Source organism: Variovorax sp. GW460-12-1-14-LB1 (assembly GCF_059423605.1).
Map to the genome: position 1 here is coordinate 1 of NZ_JBWKYF010000151.1, position 3,749 is coordinate 3,749.

The 3,749-nt window shown below is 70.8% G+C and carries 3 protein-coding genes; all 3 read left to right on the top strand.

The window, feature by feature from the left end; translation table 11 throughout:
* Positions 1–182: 182 nt before the first annotated feature.
* Positions 183–797 (top strand): CDP-alcohol phosphatidyltransferase family protein, encoded by a 615-nt coding sequence (locus AC07Y4_RS32745; protein ID WP_487850249.1) that lies wholly within the window; start codon positions 183–185, stop codon positions 795–797.
* Between the two features lie 38 nt (positions 798–835).
* Positions 836–2,602 carry a bifunctional alpha/beta hydrolase/class I SAM-dependent methyltransferase gene (locus AC07Y4_RS32750; protein WP_354344733.1) on the top strand — a complete coding sequence of 589 codons (1,767 nt, stop codon included), beginning with the start codon at positions 836–838 and terminating at the stop codon, positions 2,600–2,602.
* Positions 2,599–3,749 (top strand): phosphatase PAP2/dual specificity phosphatase family protein (locus tag AC07Y4_RS32755; RefSeq protein WP_495275676.1); only part of this gene is annotated, 1,151 nt, incomplete at its 3' end. The genes AC07Y4_RS32750 and AC07Y4_RS32755, both read left to right, overlap by 4 nt.

Below are 3,749 nucleotides of genomic sequence, written 5' to 3' on the forward strand. Positions count from 1 at the left end.
GTCTGGATGGTCATTGGGGGTGGGTCTTCGGGGGCAAGTTTAGTCCCGGCGCTGCGCCGGGCCGCCCCCAGCGAGCGAGCGCCCCCTCGGGGGGCCGCGAGAGCGCGAAGTGCCGAGCGTGGGGGCCATGTTTCACACTGGCAGAATGCCTGCAGAACATAACAAGAGAGGGAAGTCAGAACGTGTCCATCTACGAACTGAAACCGCGTTTCCAGGCCTTGCTGCGACCGCTCGTGGTCCGGCTGCATGCGATGGGCGTGACGGCCAACCAGGTGACGCTGGCGGCCTGCGCGGTGTCGGTCGGTCTCGGGCTCTGGCTGTTCTTCGCCGCCCCCTCGCTGGCGGCCTTCGGCTTGATCCCCGCCTGGATGTTCCTGCGCATGGCCTTCAACGCCATCGACGGCATGCTGGCGCGCGAGCACCACCAGCAAAGCAAGCTGGGCGCCTTCCTCAACGAACTCACCGACGTGGTCTCCGACGCCGCGCTCTACCTGCCTTTCGCGCTGGTGGCGCCGTTCGCGCCGTTCTGGGTCGGCACGGTCATCGTGCTGGCCGGACTGAGCGAATTCGCCGGCGCGCTGGGCCCGACGGTGGGCGCCTCGCGCCGCTACGACGGGCCGATGGGCAAGAGCGACCGGGCCTTCGTGTTCGGCGCGCTCGGGTTGTATGTCGCCCTCGGCGGGCCGCTGCCGGGCTGGACCGCCCTGCTGATGCCATTGCTGGCCGCGCTGGTGGCCTGGACGGTCGTCAACCGCATCCGCCGCGCCCTGGCCGAGGCTGAAGCGCCCGCCGCCTGAAACACCCCCATACAAATAAGTAAAGAAGACCCTTCTTCATGACCCTTTCCACACCCCGCGTCGCCGCCGAACACCACTTCCGCACGCACGACGGCGAATCGCTGTTCTACCGCCACTGGCCGGCCACGGGCGCCGTGCGGCGCGGCGCCGTGCTGCTGTTCCACCGCGGCCACGAGCATGGCGCGCGCATGGCGCACCTGGTCGATGAGCTGGACCTGCCCGACTTCGACTTCTTCGCCTGGGACGCGCGCGGCCACGGCCTGTCGCCGGGCCAGCGCGGCTACAGCCCCAGCTTCGGCACCTCGGTGCGCGACGTGCAGACCTTCGTGCAGCACATCGCCGCCGCCCACGGCGTGCCCGAGCACGACATCCACGTGGTGGCGCAGAGCGTGGGCGCGGTGCTGATCGCCACCTGGGCGCACGACTACGCGCCCAAGGTGCGCGGCCTCACGCTGGCCTCGCCGGCCTTCAAGGTCAAGCTCTACGTGCCGTTCGCGCGGCCGGGGCTGGCGCTCATGCACAAGCTGCGCGGGCTGTTCTTCGTGAACAGCTACGTGAAGCCGAAGTTCCTCACGCACGACCCCGAACGCATCGAGAGCTACAAGAACGACCCGCTGATCTCGCGCCCGATCGCCGTCAACATCCTGCTGGGCCTGTACGAGGCGGCCGACCGCGTGGTGGCCGACGCCAACGCGATCACGCTGCCGGTGCAACTGCTCATCTCGGGCGCCGACTGGGTGGTGCACCACAAGCCGCAGCACCAGTTCTTCGAGCGGCTGGGCAGCGCCGTGAAGACGAAGACGGTGCTGCCGGGCTTCTTCCACGACACGCTGGGCGAAAAAGACCGGGCGCCCGCGGTGGCGTCGATCCGCGAATTCATCCTGCAGCGCTTCGACGAGCCGGCCGTGCCGGTCGACCTGCGCGAGGCGCACCTGCGCGGCAACACGGCCGACGAATCGCGCGCACTGGCCGAGCCGCTCTCTCCGCTGTCGCCGCGCGGCGCCTACTGGGCGATCACGCGCGGCGGGCTGCGCGTGGGCGGCGCGCTGTCCAGCGGCATCGCGCTGGGCCATGCCACGGGTTTCGACTCGGGCAGCACGCTCGACTACGTCTACCGCAACCAGCCGCAGGGCAAGGGCGCGCTGGGCCGCTCGGTCGACCGCACCTACCTCGACTCCATCGGCTGGCGCGGCATCCGCCAGCGCAAGATCCACGTCGAGGAGCTGCTGCGCATCGCGATGGAGCGGCTGGTCGAGATGCACCGCGAGGTGCGGCTCATGGACATCGCGGCCGGCCACGGCCGCTACGTGCTCGACGCGGTGCTGGCCAGCCCGGTGAAGGCCAGCTCGGTCCTGCTGCGCGACTACAGCGACATCAACGTGCGCGACGGCACGGCCCTCATTGCCGAGAAGGGCCTGGAAGACGTCGCCCAGTTCGTGCAGGCCGACGCCTTCGACCGCATCAGCCTGGCCAGCGTGACGCCGCGGCCCACGCTGGCCGTGGTGTCGGGCCTGTACGAGCTGTTCCCCGACAACGAGATGGTGCGCCGCTCGCTCGCGGGCGTGGGCGACGCCGTGGAAGACCGGGGCTACCTGGTCTACACCGGCCAGCCCTGGCACCCGCAGCTCGAAATGATCGCCCGCGCGCTCACCAGCCACCGCCAGGGCGAAGCCTGGGTGATGCGCCGGCGCACGCAGGCCGAAATGGACCAGCTGGTCGAAGAAGCGGGCTTCCGCAAGATCGACCAGCGGGTGGACGAATGGGGCATCTTCACGGTGTCGCTGGCGGTGCGCGTCGCGCAATGACCGCCCGGCGCGCGCCCCGGCCGTGGAAACGCGCCGCCGCGTGGCTGGTGCTGCTGGGGCCGCTGTTCTACGCGACCTACGGCTTCGCCAACTGGTGGGCCACCACGCGCGCCAGCGTGCCCTCGATGGCCTTCGACTGGGAGCGCCAGGTGCCCTTCTGGGCCTGGACGATCTTTCCGTACTGGACCATCAACGTCTTCTACGCGCTGTCGCTGTTCCTGGCGCGCGACCGCCACACGCTCGACCGGCATGCGCTGCGGCTGGTGAGCGCCACGCTCATCGCCTGCACCTGCTTCATCCTCTGGCCGCTGCACTTCAGCTTCGGCCAGCCGCCGGTGGAAGGCGCGCCCGCTTTCCTGTTCAATGCGCTGCGCGGCTTCGACCAGCCCTACAACCAAGCGCCCTCGCTGCACATCGCGCTGGCCGTGATCCTGTGGGACTGGTACCGGCGCTTCATCCGGCCGCTGTGGGCGCGGCTCGTGCTGCATGTGTGGGCCTTCGCGATCTGCGCCTCGGTGCTCACGACCTGGCAGCACCACTTCATCGATATCCCGACCGGCGCGCTGCTGGGCATCTTCTGCGTGTGGCTGTGGCCGATGGCGCGCCGGGTGTCGATGCTGCGTGCGTGGCGCCTAGCGCGCGATCCGCAGCGGCTGAAGCTCGCGGGCTTCTACGCCGTGGGTGCGGCGCTGTGCCTGTTCGCGGCGCTGGCGACCGGCGGCGTGGTGCTGTGGCTGGCCTGGCCGGCGGCGGCGCTCGCGCTGGTGGCGCTCAACTACCTCGGCTTCGGCGCGCGCGGCTTCCAGATGGACGGCCACGGCCGCATGGGTTGGGCGGCGCGCTGGCTGTTCGCGCCCTACCGCCTGGCCGCGGCCTTCAATGTGTGGCTCTGGACGCGCAAGCTGCCGGCCTCGGTCGAAGTGGTGCCCGGCCTGCGCCTGGGCCGTCGCCCCACGCAGGCCGAATGGCTCGCCGCCGGCCAACCCCGGCTCGTGAGCCTGTGCGCCGAGCTGCAGCTGCCGGCCGGCGTGCCGCCCGACCGTGCGCGCTGCGTGCCGCTGCTCGACCTGGTGGTGCCGCCGCCCGTGCGCCTGCGCCGCGCCGCGGCCGTCATCGAAGGCCAGCGCCGCGCGGCGGCGGCCGCCGG

Excerpts from the sequence above, each read along its gene's own strand:
- AC07Y4_RS32750 (WP_354344733.1), top strand. The coding sequence starts at position 836 with ATGACCCTTTCCACACCCCGCGTCGCCGCCGAACACCACTTCCGCACG.